The following is an 18839-nucleotide window of genomic DNA, read 5'->3' on the forward strand; positions in this document are numbered from 1 at the left end:
GTCTGTCCGGGCCCGGACCGCCGCCCCGCCCCGCCCGCCCCGCCCCGGCGGGGCCGCCGCGCGTCCGCCCGCCCCTACTCCTGTCCCAGCACCGCCCTGAGCTGGTCGAGCCCCCAGTCCAGGTCCTCCTTGCTGATCACCAGCGGCGGGGCGATCCGGATCGTCGAGCCGTGGGTGTCCTTGACCAGGACGCCCCGGTCCATCAGCCGCTCCGAGATCTGCCGGCCCGTCCCGAACTCCGGGTCGATGTCGACCCCCGCCCACAGGCCGCGCCCGCGCACCGCCCGGACGGCGCCGGTGCCCGCCAGCAGGCCCAGCTCGTGGTGGAGATGCTCACCGAGTTCGGTGGCCCGCTGCTGGTACTCGCCGGTCCGCAGCATCGCGATGACCTCCAGGCCGACCGCGCACGCCAGCGGGTTGCCGCCGAAGGTCGAGCCGTGCTCGCCGGGCCGGAACACGCCGAGCACCTCCGCCGAGCCCACCACCGCCGAGACCGGAACCACCCCGCCGCCGAGCGCCTTGCCCAGCACGTACAGATCGGGCACCACGTCCTCGTGCTCGCACGCGAACGTCCGCCCGGTCCGGCCGAGACCCGACTGGATCTCGTCCGCGATGAACAGCACGTTCCGCTCGGCCGTCAACTTCCGTACGCCCGGCAGATATCCGGCCGGGGGCACCAGCACCCCGGCCTCGCCCTGGATCGGTTCGAGCAGCACCGCCACGGTGTTCTCCGTGACGGCCGCCGACAGCGCGGTCAGGTCCCCGTACGGCACGATCTCGAAGCCGGGGGTGTAGGGCCCGTAGTCCGCGCGGGCCTCGTGGTCCGTGGAGAAGCTGACGATCGTCGTCGTACGCCCGTGGAAGTTGTTGGACGCGACGACGATCTTCGCCGTCCCGTCCGGCACCCCCTTGACCCGGTACCCCCACTTCCGGGCGGTCTTCACGGCCGTCTCCACGGCCTCCGCCCCGGTGTTCATGGGCAGGACCATCTCCTTGCCGCACAACTGCGCCAGCTGCCCGCAGAACTCGGCGAACCGGTCGTGGTGGAACGCCCTCGACGTGAGCGTCACCCTCTCCAGCTGCGCCTTCGCCGCGTCGATCAGTCTGCGGTTGCCGTGTCCGAAGTTCAGCGCCGAGTAACCGGCGAGCATGTCGAGGAAGCGGCGCCCCTCGACATCGGTCATCCACGCGCCCTCGGCCGAGGCGACGACGACGGGCAGCGGATGGTAGTTGTGCGCACTGTGGGCCTCGGCAGAGCGGATGGCGTCCGATGTAGTCGACACGGGGTCTCCGTTTCATCGTGCGGCGTGGGACGGGGTAGGGCCCAGTTTCTCTCGTCGTTCGGATGCTGGACGGGGAAACCTTGATTCCCGGTGTGCCCGTTAGGGTGGATGGCACGTACGGCGACTGGCGCACGGGGAAGCGACCTCGGGGAAGCCGTGCGTGCCACGCGCACGAGGTGCCGCCCGCCTGGGCACCCCGGGACCACCACGGACCCCGGAGGACGCCATGAGCCTGCCCCTTTCCCACCCCGCCCCTTCCCATCCGGCCCTTTCCGCCGCCGACCCCGAACTCGCCGCCCTCGTCGCGGCCGAGGAGCGGTTGCAGTCGGACACCCTGCGGCTGATCCCCAGCGAGAACTACGTCTCGCGGGCCGTCCTCGAAGCCTCCGGCACGGTGCTGCAGAACAAGTACAGCGAGGGCTACGCGGGCCGCCGGTACTACGAGGGCCAGCAGAACATCGATTTGGTCGAGACGCTCGCGGTGGAGCGCGCCAAGGCGCTCTTCGGTGTCGAGCACGCCAACGTCCAGCCCTACTCCGGCTCACCCGCCAACCTCGCCGTCTACCTCGCCTTCGCCGAGCCCGGTGACACCGTGATGGGCATGGCCCTGCCGATGGGCGGCCACCTCACCCACGGCTGGGGCGTCTCCGCGACCGGGAAGTGGTTCCGGGGTGTGCAGTACGGCGTACGCCACGACACCGGCCTGATCGACTTCGACGAGGTGCGCGAACTCGCCCTCAAGGAGCGGCCGAAGATCATTTTCTGCGGCGGCACCGCCCTGCCCCGCACCATCGACTTCGCGGCCTTCGCTCAGATCGCCCGGGAGGCGGGCTCCGTGCTGGTCGCCGACGTCGCCCACATCGCGGGTCTGATCGCGGGCGGCGCCCACCCGTCCCCGGTCCCGTACGCGGACGTGATCTCCACGACCACCCACAAGACCCTGCGCGGCCCGCGCGGCGCCATGCTCATGTCCCGCGAGCAGCACGCCAAGGCCATCGACAAGGCCGTCTTCCCCGGTCTCCAGGGCGGCCCGCACAACCAGACCACCGCCGCGATCGCCGTCGCCCTGCACGAGGCGGCCCAGCCCTCGTTCCGCGACTACGCCCACGCCGTCGTCGCCAACGCCCGGGCCCTCGCCGAGCAGCTCCTCGCGCGCGGCTTCGACCTGGTCTCCGGCGGCACCGACAACCATCTGATCCTGATGGACCTCACCCCCAAGGACGTCCCCGGAAAGGTCGCCGCCAAGGCCCTCGACCGGGCCGGGATCGTCGTCAACTACAACACCGTCCCCTACGACCCCAGGAAGCCGTTCGACCCCTCCGGCATCCGGATCGGCACCGCCTCCCTCACCTCGCGGGGCCTGGGGACCGAGCACATGGCGGCCGTGGCCGACTGGATCGACCGGGGCGTCGGCGCGGCCCGCGCCGGCGACGAGGACGCCCTCGCGGTGATCCGGGACGAGGTGGCCGAGCTGATGGCCGCGTTCCCGGCGCCGGGGCTGTCCGCGGAGTAGGCGCCACCGCGCCGGGAGCGGGGCCGCGGCGGGCCCGGAGGAGGGACGCGCTGTGTTCCTCCTCACTCCCGGCGCTGCGTAACGCCAGGGTGGAACGGTTCCTGTCCACAGGAATTTCCGAGCTGTCGGCGGTACCTGAGAGAATGATGAGCATGGCCTCTGATCGCCCGCCCGTCGCCCACCACCACCCTCAGGGGAATGGCTCCGCCATGCTGCATCGCCCGCGAGTGCTCTCCGGAATCCAGCCCACCGCAGGCTCGTTCCACCTCGGCAACTACCTCGGCGCGGTCCGCCAGTGGGTGGCGCTCCAGGAGTCCCACGACGCGTTCTACATGGTCGTGGACCTGCACGCGATCACCGTTCCGCAGGACCCGAAGGAGCTGCGGGCCAACACCCGGCTCGCCGCCGCCCAGCTCCTGGCCGCCGGGCTCGACCCGGAGCGCTGCACGCTCTTCGTGCAGAGCCATGTGCCCGAGCACGCCCAGCTCGCCTGGGTCATGAACTGCCTGGCGGGTTTCGGCGAGGCGTCCCGGATGACGCAGTTCAAGGACAAGGCGGCGAAGCAGGGCGCCGACCGCGCCACCGTTGGTCTCTTCACGTACCCGATCCTCCAGGTCGCCGACATCCTGCTCTACCAGGCCAACGAGGTCCCGGTCGGCGAGGACCAGCGCCAGCACGTGGAGCTCACCCGCGACCTGGCCGAGCGCTTCAACGGCCGTTTCGGTGAGACGTTCAAGATCCCCGCGCCGTACATCCTCCGGGAGACCGCGAAGATCTACGACCTCCAGGACCCGTCGATCAAGATGAGCAAGTCGGCGTCCACGCCGAAGGGCCTGATCAACCTGCTCGACGAGCCGAAGACCACGGCGAAGAAGGTCAAGAGCGCGGTCACCGACACGGACACGGTGATCAAGTACGACGCCGAGAACAAGCCGGGCGTCTCCAATCTGCTCACCATCTACTCGACTCTCACCGGCCGGACGATCCCCGAGCTGGAGACGGCGTACGAGGGCAAGATGTACGGGGCGCTGAAGACGGACCTCGCCGAGGTGATGGTGGAGTTCGTCACGCCGTTCCGGGACCGGACCCAGGAATATCTGGACGACCCCGAGACGCTGGACTCTGTCCTGGCCAAGGGTGCGGAGAAGGCGCGCGCGGTCGCCGCCGAGACCCTGGCCACGGCATACGAGCGGGTGGGGTTCCTGCCCGCCAAGCACTGAGCCGCGCCGAGGCGCGCGGTGTGGGGGGCGTGCGGCGTGCGCGCGCGGGCCGTGGGGCGGGGTGCGCTCCGGCCCGGGGGACCGAAGGCCGGGCCGAGGGCTCTGGCCAGAAGGGCCGGGCGCCCGCCACACTGCACACTGACGGACACAGACGTACCCGGACAACGACGGAGGAGAACGACGTGGGGACCGTAACGCTCGGCGTTTCGATCGCGGTCCCGGAGCCGTACGGCAGCCTGCTCCAGGAGCGGCGCGCGGGCTTCGGTGATCCCGCCGCGTACGGGATTCCCACGCATGTCACCCTCCTGCCGCCGACCGAGGTCGACGCGGCGTGCCTGCCGGCGATCCGGACCCATCTGGCCGAGGTCGCGTCGGCGGGGCGGGCGTTTCCGATGCGGCTGGCGGGGACGGGGACGTTCCGGCCGCTGTCGCCGGTGGTGTTCGTGCAGGTCGTCGAGGGTGGGGCGGACTGCGCGTGGCTCCAGCAGCGGGTGCGGGACGAGGCCGGGCCGCTCGTGCGTGACCTGCACTTTCCGTACCACCCGCATGTGACGGTGGCGCACGGGATCTCCGAGGAGGGGATGGACCGGGCGTTCGAGGAGCTGGCGGGGTTCGAGGCGGAGTGGACGTGTGGGGGGTTCGCCCTGTACGAGCAGGGGGTGGACGGGGTGTGGCGGAAGCTGTACGAGTACGGCTTCGGCTTGAGCGGGGTGCCGGCCCAGGGCGGCTCCCGCGACGAGCCGTCGGTCCGAGCCTGAGGGTCGCCCTCCCCGCCCGCACCCTCTCCGGGCTGCGCCCTGGGCTCCTTCTTTCGGCTGCGGGCCGTGCTGGGTTGCTCGCGCAGTTCCCCGCGCCCCTGGGCACCTGGGGGCGCGGGGAACTGCGCGACCAGCCCCCACCGACCCGCAGACAAACACCGGGCCCCAAAGGGGCGCGGGGAACTGCGCGAGCAACCCGCCACCGGCCCGCAGCCGAACGCCCGACCCATCAGGGCCGCGGGGAACTGCGCGCTCAGCCACAGACGGGCCGCAGACGGAATCCCTGGCGGGGGCCGCGCCCCTACACCGGCAGTCGTCGGAAGAGCGGCCTCGGTACGTGTCTCAGGGCCGACATCACCACCCGTAGCGTCCCGGGCACCCACACCACCTCCGCCCTTCTCCTCAAGCCCGATTCGATCGACTCCGCCACGGCCTCGGGGGTGGTCGCCAGGGGGGCCTCCGGGAGGCCCGTGGTCATTTTGGTGCGGACGAAGCCGGGGCGTACCACCATCACGTGGACGCCCGAGCCGTGGAGGGCGTCGCCCAGGCCCTGGGTGAAGGCGTCCAGGCCCGCCTTGCTGGAGCCGTAGATGAAGTTGGCGCGGCGGGCCCGTTCGCCCGCCACCGAGGAGAGCACCACCAGGGAGCCGTGGCCCTGGGTCTGGAGGGCCTTCGCGCAGATCAGGGCGGCGGAGACCGCGCCGGTGTAGTTGGTCTGCGCGACCCGTACCGCCGCCAGCGGCGATCCCTCGTCCCGTACCTGGTCGCCCAGGATGCCGAACGCCAGCAGGACCATGTCGATGTCGCCCCGGGCGAAGACGCGGCCCAGGGCCTGCTCGTGCGACTCGGCGTCCAGCGCGTCGAAGGCGAGCGTGTGCACGTCCGCGCCGAGGTCGCGCAGCTCCGTCGCCGCCGCGTCCAGCGCGGGCGAGGGGCGGGCGGCCAGCCAGACCGTACGGGTGCGGCGGGCCACCAGGCGGCGCGCCGTCGCCAGGCCGATCTCGGAGGTGCCGCCCAGGATCAGCAGGGACTGGGGGGTGCCGAACGCGTCCTTCATCTCGTGACTCCTCGTAACTCCGGGGAAGCGGGCGGTCCTTCAGAGGTGCAGACGGCGGGAGAGGTCCGAGACGAAGACCCCCTCCGGGTCCAGTTCGCGGCGCAGGGCGCGGAACGCGGCCAGGCGCGGGTACATGGACTCCAGGACCTCCGGGCGTACGCGGGAGTCCTTCGCCAGATAGATCCGGCCGCCCGCGCCCGCCACCTCCTCGTCCAGTTCGTCCAGGAACCCGGCCAGGCCCGGCAGTCCCGCCGGGATGTCCAGGGCCAGGGTCCAGCCGGGGAGCGGGAAGGAGAGCCAGCCGGGGTCGGCCTCGCCGAAGCGCTTGAGGACCGCCAGGAAGGACGGGCAGCCCCGGCGCGCGATCCGGCGCACCACCCGGCGCAGGGTCTCCTCCTGGCCGTGGCCGACCACGAACTGGTACTGGACGAAGCCGGCCCTGCCGTAGATCCGGTTCCAGTGCGGGACGCCGTCCAGCGGGTGGAAGAACTTGGCGATCGACTGGAGCTCCCCGGTCCGGTGCCGGGGGGCCCTGCGGTACCAGAGCGCGTTGAAGGCGGAGACCGAGGCGCGGGTCAGCAGGCCCCCCGGGAGGTGGGGCGGGGCGGGCGGGAGCCGGGGCGGGCCGAAGTGCAGCGGCGCCCTGCTCGCGCGTCCGCGCAGCGCCCCGAGCGGCGCGTGGTCGCCCCGGGTCAGGACCGCCCGGCCCGTCCGCGCGCCCCTGGCCAGCAGGTCGATCCAGGCCACCGAGTAGCGGTAGCGGTGGTCGGTCGCGGTCAGCCGGGCCATCAGGTCGTCCAGATCGGCCGCCCGTTCGGTGTCCACCGTCATCAGGGACGTCTCCACCGGGTGCAGGCGCAGCTCGGCGGCGAGGATGAGCCCGGTCAGGCCCATGCCGCCCGCCGTCGCGTGGAACAGCTCGTCCGAGGGGGTGAGCCTGCGGACGGTGCCGTCCGCCGTGAGGAGGTCGAGGGCGCCGACGTGGCGCGAGAAGGCGCCCGAGCCGTGGTGGTTCTTGCCGTGGATGTCCGCGCCGATCGCCCCGCCGACGGTGACGTACCGGGTCCCGGGCGTCACCGGCACGAACCAGCCCAGCGGCAGCAGGACCTCCATCAGGCGGTGCAGGCTCACCCCGGCCTCGCAGACCACCACGCCCGCCTCGGCGTCGATGGTGCGGATGCGGTCGAGGCCGGTCATGTCCAGGACGGCGCCGCCTGCGTTCTGCGCGGCGTCGCCGTAGGCCCGGCCCAGGCCCCGGGCGATGGACCCGCGTGCCCCGCCCGCGAGGACGGCGGCCACCGCCTCCTCGTAGGTGCGCGGGCGGACCAGCCGGGCGGCCGTCGGGGCGGTGCGGCCCCAGCCGGTCACGGGCGTCGGGGCGGTGGCGGCAGGCATGACAGCGACCGTAGCCGGGCTTCTCCGGCGAATGTGGCGTTATGCCCTTTTTAGTGCGGTGCTCACCGAAATGGGTGATTGAGTGAGTGTCAAGCGGCATTGACGCGCATCCGGCGCCGCCGCCGGGGAGAGTCGCGTACGGCCGACGGCCGATCGGCGGGGCTGTCTCACGGGATTGGGGTGGCAGATGCGGTACTCCGACGTGGACCACCGGCTGCTGGCGGCGCTGCGCGACTGCGGCGCCGAGCCACGGGTGGCCGCGGTCGCCCGCGCGTTCTCCTTCGCCGGGGAGCACGCGGCGGTGTGGCTGGCCGGCGGGGCGCTGGCCGCCGCCGTCGACCGGGAGCGGCGTACGGGCTGGCTGCGCGGGGCCGCGCTGGTGGCGGCCGCGCACCTGGGCGGTATGGGCGTGAAGCGGGTGGTGCGGCGGCCCCGGCCCTCGCCGGCCGGACGGGAGCCGCTGGTGCGCACCGCCGGGCGGCACTCCTTCCCGAGCGCGCACGCCACCTCGGCCGCCGCCGCGGCCGTCGCCTACGGCGCGCTGCGGCCCGCCGGGGCGCGCCTGGTGCCCCCGCTCGCCGCCGCGATGTGCGTGTCCCGGCTGGTCGTCGGCGTCCACTACCCCTCGGACGTGCTGGCCGGCGCCCTCCTGGGCGGGGCCACGGCCCGGCTGGGGACCCGGTGGCTGAGCCGTGGCCGCCCACCCGCCCGGCCGCGACACGCGGGAGCCGCCTCATGAGCCGTCCTGTCGCCGTCCTCGAAGAGCACCTCGCCCGGCACCCGGGGCGGCGCGCGCTCGGCGTGCCCGCCGGTGTGCTCAGGACCGCGCGCCCCCGACAGTGGATCAAGAACGTGCTGGTGGCCGCCGCGCCCGCCGCCGCCGGACAGCTCGGCTCGCGGGACACCCTGCGCCAACTCGTGGTGGTCTTCGCGCTGTTCACGGCCGCCGCCTCGGCGGTCTACCTCGTCAACGACGCCCGCGACGCCGCCGCCGACCGCGCGCACCCGCACAAACGCCACCGCCCGGTGGCCACCGGGCAGGTGCCGGTGCCCGTCGCGTACGCCACCGGAGGGCTGCTCGCACTGCTCGCCCCGCTCGGCGCGGCCCTCACCTGCAACGCCATGACGGCGGCCCTGCTGACCGGGTACGTGGTGATGCAGCTCGCCTACTGCGTCAAGCTCAAGCACGTCCTCGTCGTCGATCTCGTCGTGGTCACCGCCGGGTTCCTGATGCGGGCCATGATCGGCGGGGTCGCGCTCGCCATCCCGCTCTCGCGCTGGTTCCTGATCACCGCCGGGTTCGGCGCGCTGTTCATGGTCGCGGCCAAGCGGTACTCCGAAGCCGTCCAGATGGAGGGGCGCGGCGGCGCCACCCGCGCGCTCCTGGACGCCTACACCACCGGCTATCTGCGGTTCGTCTGGCAGCTCGCTGCCGGGGTCGCGGTCCTGGCGTACTGCATGTGGGCGCTGGAGAGCGGCGGCATGACCGGCGGCTCGCTGCTGCCGTGGCGGCAGCTGTCGATGGTCCCGTTCATCGGCGGGATCCTGCGGTACGCCGTCTTCGCCGACCGGGGCAGCGCGGGCGCCCCCGAGGACGTGGTGCTGCGCGACCGGGCGCTGGTGGTCATCGCCCTGGTGTGGATCGCGCTGTACGGGCTGGCGGTGTCGGACCTGTGAGGGGCGTGCGCCGGGCCGAGCTGGCGGGCTTCGCGCTGACCGGGATCTGCGCGTACGCCGTCGACCTCGGCCTGTTCGTGTGGCTGCGGTCGTCGCTCGTCTGGGACCCGCTGGCCGCCAAGTGCCTCTCCTTCGTGGCGGGGTGCACGGTCGCCTACCTCGGCAACGCCTTCGGGACCTACCGGGGCAGCCGGGCCGGAGCGCGCGAGTACGCCGTGTTCTTCGCGGTGAACATCGCGGGCGCGCTGGTGCAGCTGCTCTGTCTGGCCGTCAGCCATTACGGCCTCGGCCTCACCTCGCCGCGCGCCGACACGCTCTCGGGTGCCGTGTTCGGCATGGCACTCGCCACCTGCCTGCGCTTCTGGGGGACCCGGACGCTTGTCTTCCGGGGTGAGGAGGGTACTCGCACGTCATGGACTGGCTGAAGAATCTCCCCGTCGTCGGGCCGTGGCTCGCCCGGCTCATGCGGACGCACGCGTGGCGGTCGTACGAGCGGCTCGACCGGGTGCGCTGGTCCCGGCTCGCGGCCGCGATCACCTTCGTCAGCTTCCTCGCGCTCTTCCCGCTGCTCACGGTGGGCGCGGCCGTGGCCGCCGCCGTGCTGACCCCGGGCCGGGTGCGGAAGCTCCAGAACACCCTCGCCGAGCAGGTCCCCGGCATCTCCGACCAGCTCGACCTGGAGGACCTGACCCGCAACGCGGGCACGGTCGGGGTCGTCGCGGGCGCGCTGCTGCTGTTCACCGGCATCGGCTGGATCGGCCAGATGCGCGGCTGCCTGCGGGTGGTGTGGGACCGGGACGACGAGGAGGAGAACCCGTTCCTGCGCAAGCTCAAGGACGGCGGCGTGCTGGTCGGCCTCGGCGGCGCGGGGCTCGCCTCGTTCGGCGCGTCCTCGATCGGCTCGACGGCCGTGGGCTGGGCCGCCGCCCAGCTGGGGCTCGAGCACAACGGCGTCGGCCGGGTGTTCGTGGGGATCGTGGCGATCGCGGTGGCGGCCGCCGCCGACTTCCTGGTCCTGATGTACGTCCTGACCCTGCTGCCCGGGGTCTCCCCGCCGCGCCGCCACCTGCTGACCGCCGGGGCGATCGGCGCGGTGGGGTTCGAACTGCTGAAGGTGCTGCTCGGCGGCTATATGCAGGGGGTCGCGGCCAAGAGCATGTACGGGGCGTTCGGCGTGCCCATCGCCCTGCTGCTGTGGATCAACTTCACCGCGAAGCTGCTGCTGTTCTGCGCCGCCTGGACCGCCACCCCCGCCAAGGAGGACGACCCCGCCCTCACCGCTTGCGACGCACCAGCTCGGGAAGAGGCAAGCGCCGGTTGAGCAGGAACACCCCGGCCGCGACCACGAGGAGGGCGCCCGCCGCGATGCCGAGCGCGGTGGCGACACCACCGGAGCCGGGCCCCTTGCGCGTGGTGACCGCCGCCTTCGCGGGGTCCTGGGCTCCGGTGCTCGAAGGCGGCTGCGAGCCCGGCGGGGTGTTCGCCGGAAGGGCCGACCTGGGGGGTACGAGCTCGCCCACCGGGGTCACCTTGCCGACCGCCGAGAAGCCCCAGTCCAGCAGGCGGGCGGCCTCCTTGTAGACGGCCTGGCCCTCGGAGGAGTCCGGGTTCATCACGGTGACGAGCAGCACCCGGCCGCCCCGCTCGGCGACCCCGGTGAAGGTGGCGCCCGCGTTGGTGGTGTTGCCGTTCTTGACCCCGGCGATGCCCTTGTAGGGGTCCAGGCCCCGCTCGCCGACGAGCAGCCGGTTGGTGTTCTGGATCTCGAAGTAGTCGCGCTCGTGGTTCTTGCCCTCGACGCCGGGGAACTTGGCGGAGGCGGTGGAGCAGTAGTCGCGGAAGTCCTTCTTCTGCAGTCCCGAGCGGGCGAACAGGGTGAGGTCGTAGGCGCTGGAGACCTGGCCCGGGGCGTCGTAGCCGTCGGGCGAGACCACATGGGTGTCGAGCGCCTGGAGGTCCTCGGCGTGCGCCTGCATGTCCTGGACGGTCTTGGGCACGCCGCCGTTCATCGACGACAGCACGTGCACGGCGTCGTTGCCGGAGCGCAGGAAGACGCCGAGCCACAGGTCGTGCACGGTGTACGGCAGGTTCGCGTGGATGGGGACGATGCTGCTGCCCTCGCCGACGCCCTCCAGGTCGGCGGGGGTCACGGTGTGCACGTCGGTCCGGGGGAACTTGGGCAGCACCGTGTCCGCGAAGAGCATCTTCAGGGTGGAGGCGGGAGGCAGCCGCCAGTGCGCGTTGTGCGCGGCCAGCACCTGGCCGTTCTCCGCGTCCGCCACGATCCAGGAGCGGCCCGTGAGGTCCATCGGCAGCACCGGCGCGCCGGGGCCGAGCTTCACCTGGGTGCCGGGCTGGGCGAGCAGCGCGCCGCCGACGGCCGACATCCCGGCGGGCGGCGGGTCGGGGTCCTTGCGGGTCTTGCCGGGCTTGCCGGACTGGCCCTGCGTGCCCGGTTTGTCATCGGTGGGCAGCGCCGACGCGGGCGCGGCCGCGAGCGCGGGCAGCAGCGCGGCGACCGCGATCGCCAGGGCGATCCGGGCAGGCTTCTTCACAGCAGACACGGACGAGAACGTACAGGCCCCAGGTGTCGATCCGAACACCGGAGGGGTGACCCGCCGGGGGCCGCCACCCGCCCGGCTGTGCCCGCTTCGCCCCGGTGATACTGATTCCATGAAGCTCAGCAGCCGCGTCTCCTGGTTCCTGCTCGCGTTCGGAGTGTGGAGCTGGATCATCTGGATCACTTTCGTCAAGAACCTGTGGAAGGACGGCAGCGGGCTGGCCTTCGACGACGGGGGCGACCCGACGGCGTACTTCTGGGTGCACCTCACCCTCGCCGTCGTGTCCTTTCTTCTGGGGACGGGTGTGGGCGTCATCGGGTTCCGTTCCGTACGCCATCTGCGCGCTGGAGCCGCTGGGGCGGCCGGGTCACGGACCGCTAACGACTAGCGGCGCCCCCCTTGTCACGCGCGGCTAACGAGTAGCTGTGTAGTGAAGATTTCCTCTTCCGCATGTGAAACCCGTGTGATTGGGTGAGCGCCATCACAGGGGTGCGCGAGGGGGTTCGGCACGCCCTGAAGGGTGGGGCGTTGCGAGGAGAGCACGGCGATGCGGTCGATCCGTATGCGGATTCTGGCGATTTGCGCGGTACTGGTGGTCGTCGGGGTGGGGGGATGGCAGCTGCTGCCGTCCGACGGCAAGAAGAAGGACCCGATCGCGGTCGGGACGACGGACGCGATCACGTCCCTGGACCCGGCCGGTGCCTATGACGCGGGCTCCTGGGCGCTGTACAGCAACGTCTACCAGACCCTGCTCACCTTCAAGCCCGGCTCCGCGGTGCCGGTGCCGGACGCGGCCCGTGGCTGCCGGTTCATCGGGCTGAAGCTGATGACGTACCAGTGCGAGCTGCGCGAGGGGCTGACCTTCTCGTCGGGGCGGAAGATGACGGCGGCCGACGTCAAGTTCTCCTTCGACCGGGTGATGAAGATCAACAGCGATGTGGGCCCGGCCTCGCTGCTCTCCTCCCTCGGCTCGGTCAAGGCCGACGGCGACACCGTCACCTTCAACCTGAAGACCAAGGACGCGACCTTCCCGTCCAAGCTCGCGACCGGCGCCGGGTCGATCGTCGACAGCGATGCCTACCCGGCGGCCTCGCTGCGCAAGGGCGACGGCGTGGTGGGCTCCGGCCCGTATCTGCTGAAGTCCTTCCAGCGGGGCCGGAGCGCGACGCTGGAGCCCAACCCCGACTACCGCGGGGCGGTCGGCAAGAAGGGGTTGCCGATCCAGGTGCGCTACTACGCCGAGGCCGACCAGCTCAACCAGGCGTGGAAGGGCGGGCAGGTCGAGGTCGCGCACCGGCAGATGCCGCCCAAGGTGCTCGCCAAGCTCTCGCCGGGCGACCCGGACATCCGCATCAGCGAGACGCCCGGCGCCGAGACCCGCAACCTGAACATCAACGTCCGGCCCGGCCATCCGCTGGCCAGGACCAAGGTCCGCCAGGCGCTGGCCGCGCTGATCGACCGCCCGGCGCTGGCCACCTCGGTCTACGACGGCACGGTCGAACCGCTGTTCTCGCTGATCCCGCAGGGCTTCACCGGCCACAGCACGGCCTTCTTCGACGCCTACCCCAAGGTGGACGTCGGGAAGGCGAGGTCACTGCTGAAGTCGGCGGACGTGCGCACCCCCGTGAAGTTCACCCTCGCCTACCGCAAGCTCGCCGCCAACGGCGCCGAGGCGGAGCTGCTCAAGGCGCAGCTGGAGAAGGGCGGCCTCTTCGAGGTCGACCTGCTGGCCGAGGCCGACTGGACGAAGATGCAGAAGAACTACGCGGCCGGAGTCTACGACGCCTACACCGCGGGCTGGGTCGCGGACTTCCCCGACCCGGACAACTTCAGCCAGCCGCTGGTCGGCACGGGGAACAGCCTGCACACCGGGTACTCCGACAAGGACGTCGACGGCATCATCCAGCGCACCCAGCAGTACAGCGACCGGGGGCGCACCGCCGACGACTTCAAGGCGCTCCAGGACAAGGTCGCCGAGGACGTGCCGCTGATCCCGCTGTGGCAGGGCAAGGACTACGTGGTCAGCAGCCGCAGCGTGGGCGGCCTGCAGTACCTGTCGGACGGGACCGGTGTGTGGCGGCTGTGGGAGCTGGGCTGGATCTGAGCCCGGCTCAGGGCTTCTTGCGGGCCGTCGCCGCCTGGGCCATCCCCGGCAGGAAGTCCGTGAACAGTTCGTGGACCTCGTGGACGAGGGGGCGCAGCACCCGGAAGCGGGCGAGCGCGACACCGCGCGTGGTCAGCCTGGCGCCGCGCGCGGCGAGCCGGTAGCTGCGCTCGCTGCCCTCGGAGCGGTCGAACACCCAGTACAGCACCAGGCCCATCTGGGACAGCCACATCAACTCGGGCAGCACGTCGGCGAGTTCGGCGGGGACCTTGGACCTGGCCCCCGCCAGCACCTCGCGGTGCACGTCGATCGCGGCCTCGCGGGCGTGCTCGGACTCCGGTGAGAACGGGCTGAGCGGACTGTCCGGGTCCGCCGCGTTCTTGAAGAACTGCGCGGCGAACTCGTGGTACGGGGCGGCGATGTCCAGCCAGGCGCTCAGCACCCCGGCGAGCCGCGCCTGAAGATCGGTCTCGCGGTCCAGCACGTCCCTTACCGCCGCCTGGTGTTCGGCGGCGATCCGGTCGTAGAACCCCTGGATCAGGTGCTCCTTGCCGGCGAAGTAGTAGTACGCGTTGCCGACGGAGACCCCGGCCTCCTTGGCGATGGCCCGCATCGTGGTCCTGTCGTACCCGAGCTCCTGGAACAGCCGCATGGCTGTCTCCAGGATCAGGGTGCGGGTCTGCTCGCCCCTGGCGGGCTCGGACCTGCTCGGGGGGAGCTCGGACTCTGCGGGCACACGCGCGTTCTCTGCTGGCACGGCACGAGCCTAATCGGCCACGGGAGAGCCGCTGTCGCAGGTCGGCCGGTCCGGTGCGGGCACGGCCGGGGCGGGGCGCCCGAACCGGCGCACCCCGGGCACCGCCGCCGTCGCCAGACAGGCCCCGCCCACCACCACGGCCGCCACCAGCAGCGGCGCCCCGGTGCCCCAGGCGTCGGCGGCCAGGGGAGCGAGGGCGTACCCCAGCGGCATCGCCGCGAGCGAGAGCAGCCAGTCGTAGGAGGTGACCCGGGCCAGGGCGTGGGCCGGGACGGCCGACTGCACCGCCGTCTCCCAGACCGGCGACAGGAAGCCGAGGCCCGCCTGGGCGAGGCCGTACGCGGCGATGACGAGCGGCGCCGGGGCGGAGAGCGCGAGCAGGGTGAGCGGGAGGGCGTAGGTGGCCAGGCCCAGGTTGGCCACGAGGACGGGCCGCCTCGGGCGGGCGCGTCCGGCCGCCAGCGAGCCGAGCAGCAGGCCCACCGCGCCGGTCTGGAGGAAGGCCAGCCAGAACGTCCTGCCGTCGAACTCCTCGAAGGCGATGGCGGGTCCCAGGGTCATCAGGACGGCGGCGGCGCCGTTCCACGCGGAGTGGGCGAACAGGCTGGTCCAGTACCAGTCCCGCGAGCGCACCTCGCTCCAGCCCTCCTTGAGGTCGGCGGCCAGCGAACTGCGGGGGAGGGGCACGTGCCGCACCCGGAGCGCGCTCAGCAGGGCGGCGCTGACGGCGAAGGACGCCGCGTCCAGGACGAAGGCCCAGCCGGGGCCGACGGTGAGGATGAGTGCGCCCGCGAGCGCCGGACCGCCCACCCGGGTGGCGCTGGAGACCACCCCCAGCAGCGCGTTGGCGCGGCCCCGGTTCTCCTCCTCGACCGTCCCGGTGATCAGCGGCGCCTGGACGGGCATCGCGAAGGCGGAGGCGGCGCCGCCGATCGCCTCGGCGAGCGCGATCTGCCACAGCCGGGGGTCGCCGCCGAGCAGTTCCACGCCCACGAAGAGCTGGGTGGCGCAGCGCAGGAGGTCGGTGGCGAGGGCGACGGTCCGGGCGTTCAGCCGGTCGCCGATCACCCCGCCGACCGGCAGGAGCAGCAGTCTGGGGACCATCGAGCAGCCGAGCACGAGGGCGAGATCGGCGGTGGAGCCGGTCGCCAGGAAGACGGCGAGGGCGAGCGACGCCGGGATCACGGCGTCGCCGAGCAGGGAGAGGGAGCGGCCGATGAAGAGCAGCCGGAAGGCGCGCGTGCGCAGGGGGTGGGCCGGCGGGTGCGGCGGCTGGGGCAGGGGCATGCCGAGAATCTATTTCGGAAGCGAATAATTCGTCAACGAAATATCCGGAACCGAAGGAGTGCGGGTCCGGCCGCGTACGTACGATCGGGGCATGGAGCACGCAGACGAGGGGGCCCCGGCAGAGCGGGACTGGACCGACGGGCACGTGGAGCGCTGGCTGCCGGTGCTGCCGGGACTGGACCCGGTCGTCGAGGGCGCGGTGACCCGGATGAAGATGCTCTCCGGCCACCTGCGCCGGGTGCGGGAGCGGTCCCTGGCCGACTTCGCGCTCGACCGGCCGGAGTTCGACACGCTCCACAAGCTGGCGGGGCGTGGCGGGACGGCGACGCCCTCGCAGCTCGCCATGGACCTCGACCTCGCGCCCGCGTCCGTCACCGGGCGCCTGGACGTGCTGGAGCGGCGCGGCTTCGTGCGCCGTACGCCCTCCACGACGGACCGGCGGCGGGTCCACGTCGAGCTGACCGAGTCCGGCCGCGCGGTGTGGCGGGGCGCGATGGACATGTTGGGGGACGAGGAGTCCCGGGTGCTGGGGGCGCTGTCGCCCGACGAGCGGGAGCTGCTCAACGACATGCTGCGGCGGATCATGGTGGTCGCCGAGGGGCGCTGAGCCCGGCGCCCGGCACGGCCGAGGCCCCGCCTCCCGGAACGGGAAGCGGGGCCTCGGTCGCGTACTGCCCGGGTGATCAGAAGCGACGCGTGATCAGCGCGCGCTTGACCTCCTGGATCGCCTTCGTGACCTCGATGCCGCGCGGGCACGCGTCCGTGCAGTTGAACGTGGTGCGGCAGCGCCACACGCCGTCCTTGTCGTTCAGGATCTCCAGGCGCTGCTCACCGGCCTCGTCACGCGAGTCGAAGATGAAGCGGTGCGCGTTGACGATCGCCGCCGGGCCGAAGTACTGGCCGTCGTTCCAGAACACCGGGCACGAGGACGTGCACGCGGCGCACAGGATGCACTTCGTCGTGTCGTCGAAGCGCTCGCGGTCCTCGGCCGACTGAAGGCGCTCGCGCGTCGGCTCGTTGGTGTCCTTCGTGATGAGGAAGGGCATCACGTCGCGGTACGCCTGGAAGAACGGGTCCATGTCCACGACCAGGTCCTTCAGGACCGTCAGGCCCTTGATGGGCTCGACCGTGATCGGCTTCTGCGGGTTGATGTCCTTGATCAGCGTCTTGCACGCGAGGCGGTTCTTGCCGTTGATCCGCATCGCGTCGGAGCCGCAGATGCCGTGGGCGCAGGAGCGGCGGAAGGTGAGCGAGCCGTCCAGGTCCCACTTGATCTTGTGGAGACCGTCGAGCACGCGCTCCTTCGGGTCGATCTCCAGCTGGAAGTCCTGCCACGTCGCCTCGGCCGAGACCTCCGGGTTGAACCGGCGGACCCGGAAGGTGACCGTGATGTACGGCGAGTCGGCGAAGCCGGGCTCCGGCGCGCCGGCCTTGTCGTCCTTGCTGAGGGTGGGGGTTGCCATCAGTACTTACGCTCCATCGGCTGGTAGCGGGTCTGGACGACGGGCTTGTAGTCGAGTCGGATCGAGTCCTTGCCGCCGTCCGCGACCTCGCGGTACGCCATGGTGTGGCGCATGAAGTTGACGTCGTCGCGGTTGGGGTAGTCCTCGCGGTAGTGACCGCCGCGGGACTCCTTGCGCGCCAGGGCGGAGACGGCCATGACCTCGGCCAGGTCGAGCAGGTTGCCCAGCTCGATGGCCTCCAGGAGGTCGGTGTTGAACCGCTTGCCCTTGTCCTGGACCGAGACGTTCTTGTAGCGCTCGCGGAGCTCCGCGATCTTCTCCACGGCCGTCTTGATCGTCTGCTCGGTGCGGAAGACCATGACGTTGGCGTCCATGGTCTCCTGGAGCTCCTTGCGGATCACCGACACCCGCTCGGTGCCGGTCGACGACAGCAGGTTCTCGACCTGCGTCTGGACCAGCTCCGCCGGGTTGGCCGGCAGCTCGACGAAGTCGGCCTTCGCCGAGTACTCCGCCGCCGCGATGCCCGCGCGCTTGCCGAAGACGTTGATGTCCAGGAGCGAGTTGGTGCCCAGGCGGTTGGCGCCGTGCACCGACACGCAGGCGACCTCGCCGGCCGCGTACAGGCCCGGGACGACGGTGGTGTTGTCCGCCAGGACCTCACCCTCGACGTTGGTCGGGATGCCGCCCATGGCGTAGTGCGCGGTGGGCTGGATCGGGATCGGGTCCGTGTAGGGCTCGATACCGAGGTACGTCCGGGCGAACTCCGTGATGTCGGGCAGCTTGGCGTCCAGCTGCTCCGGCGGGAGGTGCGTGAGGTCGAGGTAGACGTGGTCGCCCTCGGGACCGCAGCCGCGGCCCTCGCGGATCTCGGTGTAGATGGAGCGCGAGACGACGTCACGGGACGCGAGGTCCTTCATGACCGGCGCGTACTTCTCCATGAAGCGCTCGCCGTCCTTGTTGCGGAGGATGCCGCCCTCACCGCGGGCGCCCTCCGTCAGCAGGATGCCCATGCGCCAGATGCCCGTCGGGTGGAACTGGAAGAACTCCATGTCCTCCAGCGGGATGCCCCGGCGGTAGCAGGCGGCCTGGCCGTCACCGGTCAGGGTGTGCGCGTTGGAGGTCACCTTGAAGAACTTGCCGGTGCCGCCGGAGGCGTAGATCACGGACTTCGCCTGGAAGACGTGGATCTCGCCGGTCGCGAGCTCGTACGCCACCACACCGGCGGACGTCTTGACGCCGTCGACCTCGGTGATGAGCTGGTCGAGCACGTAGAACTCGTTGAAGAACTCCACGCCCTCCTTGACGCAGTTCTGGTACAGCGTCTGGAGGATCATGTGGCCGGTGCGGTCCGCGGCGTAGCAGGACCGGCGCACCGGGGCCTCGCCGTGGTTGCGCGAGTGGCCGCCGAAGCGGCGCTGGTCGATGGTGCCGTCCGGGGTGCGGTTGAACGGCAGGCCCATCTTCTCCAGGTCGAGGACGGCGTCGATGGCCTCCTTCGCCAGGATCTCGGCGGCGTCCTGGTCGACCAGGTAGTCACCGCCCTTGACCGTGTCGAAGGTGTGCCACTCCCAGTTGTCCTCCTCCACGTTGGCGAGCGCGGCGGCCATGCCGCCCTGCGCCGCGCCCGTGTGGGAGCGGGTGGGGTAGAGCTTGGTGAGCACCGCGGTGCGGCTGCGCTTCGTCGCCTCGATGGCGGCGCGCATACCGGCGCCGCCGGCGCCGACGATGACGGTGTCGTACTTGTGGATCTTCATCAGAAATTCC

Annotated in this window: 18 protein-coding genes and 1 riboswitch; of the genes, 10 read left to right on the plus strand and 8 right to left on the minus strand. The window is 71.8% G+C overall.

What is annotated here, in order from left to right; genetic code table 11:
- Nucleotides 1-74 precede the first annotated feature (74 nt).
- Nucleotides 75-1283 (minus strand): ornithine--oxo-acid transaminase, encoded by a 1209-nt coding sequence (rocD, locus tag ACZ4MU_RS23280; RefSeq protein WP_467879670.1) that lies wholly within the window; start codon nt 1281-1283, stop codon nt 75-77.
- Nucleotides 1284-1393: 110 nt separating this feature from the next.
- Nucleotides 1394-1483, plus strand: a riboswitch (ZMP/ZTP riboswitch).
- 26 nt (nt 1484-1509) lie between these two features.
- On the opposite strand from rocD, the gene ACZ4MU_RS23285 reads away from it, so the two are divergent.
- The 3 genes from ACZ4MU_RS23285 to ACZ4MU_RS23295 all read left to right on the plus strand — a co-directional run bounded on the left by ACZ4MU_RS23285 (nt 1510) and on the right by ACZ4MU_RS23295 (nt 4774).
- Nucleotides 1510-2796, plus strand: coding sequence for a serine hydroxymethyltransferase (locus ACZ4MU_RS23285; protein ID WP_467879673.1), 1287 nt, complete (start codon nt 1510-1512; stop codon nt 2794-2796).
- Nucleotides 2797-3005: 209 nt separating this feature from the next.
- Entirely contained in the window at nt 3006-4016 is a 1011-nt protein-coding gene (gene trpS / locus ACZ4MU_RS23290) for a tryptophan--tRNA ligase (protein ID WP_467879676.1), read from the plus strand.
- A gap of 182 nt (nt 4017-4198) precedes the next feature.
- Nucleotides 4199-4774 carry a 2'-5' RNA ligase family protein gene (locus ACZ4MU_RS23295; protein ID WP_467879678.1) on the plus strand — a complete coding sequence of 192 codons (576 nt, stop codon included), beginning with the start codon at nt 4199-4201 and terminating at the stop codon, nt 4772-4774.
- 301 nt (nt 4775-5075) lie between these two features.
- On the opposite strand, the gene ACZ4MU_RS23300 is transcribed toward ACZ4MU_RS23295, so the two are convergent.
- Complete coding sequence (locus ACZ4MU_RS23300) at nt 5076-5831, minus strand: decaprenylphospho-beta-D-erythro-pentofuranosid-2-ulose 2-reductase (RefSeq protein ID WP_467879680.1); 756 nt, start codon at nt 5829-5831, stop codon at nt 5076-5078.
- Nucleotides 5832-5870: 39 nt separating this feature from the next.
- Entirely contained in the window at nt 5871-7226 is a 1356-nt protein-coding gene (locus tag ACZ4MU_RS23305) for an FAD-binding protein (protein ID WP_467879683.1), read from the minus strand.
- 187 nt (nt 7227-7413) lie between these two features.
- Between ACZ4MU_RS23305 and ACZ4MU_RS23310 the strand changes: the two genes are divergently transcribed.
- Genes ACZ4MU_RS23310 through ACZ4MU_RS23325 form a run of 4 tightly spaced genes read left to right on the plus strand, consistent with a single transcriptional unit; the run spans nt 7414 to nt 10224 of the window.
- Nucleotides 7414-7965, plus strand: coding sequence for a phosphatase PAP2 family protein (locus ACZ4MU_RS23310; RefSeq protein WP_467879685.1), 552 nt, complete (start codon nt 7414-7416; stop codon nt 7963-7965).
- Nucleotides 7962-8903, plus strand: coding sequence for a decaprenyl-phosphate phosphoribosyltransferase (locus ACZ4MU_RS23315; protein WP_467879688.1), 942 nt, complete (start codon nt 7962-7964; stop codon nt 8901-8903). The genes ACZ4MU_RS23310 and ACZ4MU_RS23315 overlap by 4 nt, the downstream gene beginning before the upstream one ends.
- Nucleotides 8900-9328: a GtrA family protein gene (locus ACZ4MU_RS23320; RefSeq protein WP_467879690.1), complete on the plus strand. Its 429-nt coding sequence runs from the start codon at nt 8900-8902 to the stop codon at nt 9326-9328. Before ACZ4MU_RS23315 ends, ACZ4MU_RS23320 begins: the two co-directional genes overlap by 4 nt.
- Nucleotides 9316-10224: a YihY/virulence factor BrkB family protein gene (locus ACZ4MU_RS23325; protein WP_467879693.1), complete on the plus strand. Its 909-nt coding sequence runs from the start codon at nt 9316-9318 to the stop codon at nt 10222-10224. The genes ACZ4MU_RS23320 and ACZ4MU_RS23325 overlap by 13 nt, the downstream gene beginning before the upstream one ends.
- On the opposite strand, the gene ACZ4MU_RS23330 is transcribed toward ACZ4MU_RS23325, so the two are convergent.
- Nucleotides 10178-11467: a D-alanyl-D-alanine carboxypeptidase family protein gene (locus ACZ4MU_RS23330; RefSeq protein WP_467879696.1), complete on the minus strand. Its 1290-nt coding sequence runs from the start codon at nt 11465-11467 to the stop codon at nt 10178-10180. The genes ACZ4MU_RS23325 and ACZ4MU_RS23330 overlap by 47 nt on opposite strands.
- 109 nt (nt 11468-11576) lie before the next feature.
- On the opposite strand from ACZ4MU_RS23330, the gene ACZ4MU_RS23335 reads away from it, so the two are divergent.
- Both ACZ4MU_RS23335 and ACZ4MU_RS23340 read left to right on the plus strand, forming a co-directional pair.
- Nucleotides 11577-11852 (plus strand): SCO4848 family membrane protein, encoded by a 276-nt coding sequence (locus ACZ4MU_RS23335; RefSeq protein WP_467879699.1) that lies wholly within the window; start codon nt 11577-11579, stop codon nt 11850-11852.
- Between the two features lie 159 nt (nt 11853-12011).
- On the plus strand, nt 12012-13568 hold the full coding sequence (locus ACZ4MU_RS23340; RefSeq protein WP_467879701.1) for an ABC transporter substrate-binding protein: 1557 nt from the start codon (nt 12012-12014) through the stop codon (nt 13566-13568).
- A 7-nt stretch (nt 13569-13575) separates the two neighbouring features.
- Here the strand turns inward: ACZ4MU_RS23340 and ACZ4MU_RS23345 are convergent, their stop codons facing one another.
- Nucleotides 13576-14304 carry a TetR/AcrR family transcriptional regulator gene (locus tag ACZ4MU_RS23345; protein WP_467879857.1) on the minus strand — a complete coding sequence of 243 codons (729 nt, stop codon included), beginning with the start codon at nt 14302-14304 and terminating at the stop codon, nt 13576-13578.
- A 30-nt stretch (nt 14305-14334) separates the two neighbouring features.
- On the minus strand, nt 14335-15612 hold the full coding sequence (locus ACZ4MU_RS23350; protein WP_467879704.1) for an MFS transporter: 1278 nt from the start codon (nt 15610-15612) through the stop codon (nt 14335-14337).
- A 91-nt stretch (nt 15613-15703) separates the two neighbouring features.
- Here ACZ4MU_RS23350 and ACZ4MU_RS23355 point away from each other — a divergent pair, with 91 nt between their 5' ends.
- A complete protein-coding gene (locus ACZ4MU_RS23355; RefSeq protein ID WP_467879706.1) occupies nt 15704-16219 on the plus strand; it encodes a MarR family winged helix-turn-helix transcriptional regulator in 516 nt (171 codons plus the stop codon).
- Nucleotides 16220-16295: 76 nt separating this feature from the next.
- Here the strand turns inward: ACZ4MU_RS23355 and ACZ4MU_RS23360 are convergent, their stop codons facing one another.
- Both ACZ4MU_RS23360 and sdhA read right to left on the minus strand, forming a co-directional pair.
- Entirely contained in the window at nt 16296-17075 is a 780-nt protein-coding gene (locus ACZ4MU_RS23360; RefSeq protein ID WP_467879709.1) for a succinate dehydrogenase iron-sulfur subunit, read from the minus strand.
- Nucleotides 17075-18829, minus strand: coding sequence for a succinate dehydrogenase flavoprotein subunit (gene sdhA, locus ACZ4MU_RS23365; RefSeq protein ID WP_467879711.1), 1755 nt, complete (start codon nt 18827-18829; stop codon nt 17075-17077). The genes ACZ4MU_RS23360 and sdhA overlap by 1 nt, the downstream gene beginning before the upstream one ends.
- Nucleotides 18830-18839: the final 10 nt, after the last annotated feature.

This window comes from Streptomyces sp. NPDC026377 (assembly GCF_055567715.1).